General features: G+C 60.9%; 1 protein-coding gene. It reads left to right on the forward strand.

Going from position 1 to position 294, the window contains the following annotated elements; genetic code table 11:
* Positions 1-32: 32 nt before the first annotated feature.
* Positions 33-294: substrate-binding domain-containing protein (locus MWC30_RS22185; protein ID WP_244086356.1), on the forward strand; the 262-nt coding region annotated here is incomplete at its 3' end.

The raw sequence follows: 294 nt of genomic DNA on the forward strand, positions 1-294 counted from the left end.
TCGCTCAGAAGGTCCTGGCAGGCTCGAAGGCTATGGTTATCGCCTTTTCGTTTTTTGAGGAAGGATTGATGGTTGCGCCGGGAAATCCTCTCCGAATCCGTTCCGTCGCCGACCTGGCCCGGGAAGATGTCCGTTTCGTCAACCGTGAGCCCGGCGCCGCGCTCCGTGTGCTCCTGGATGAACGGCTGGCTAAGGCAGGTCTCACGGGGGAGTGTATCCGCGGCTACAACCACCTGGTGTCGAACCACAACCGGTGTGCCCAAATGGTCGCCTTCCAGCTCTCCGACGCCGCTT

This window comes from Desulforhabdus sp. TSK (assembly GCF_022836495.1).
Taxonomy (GTDB): Bacteria; Desulfobacterota; Syntrophobacteria; order Syntrophobacterales; family Syntrophobacteraceae; genus Desulforhabdus.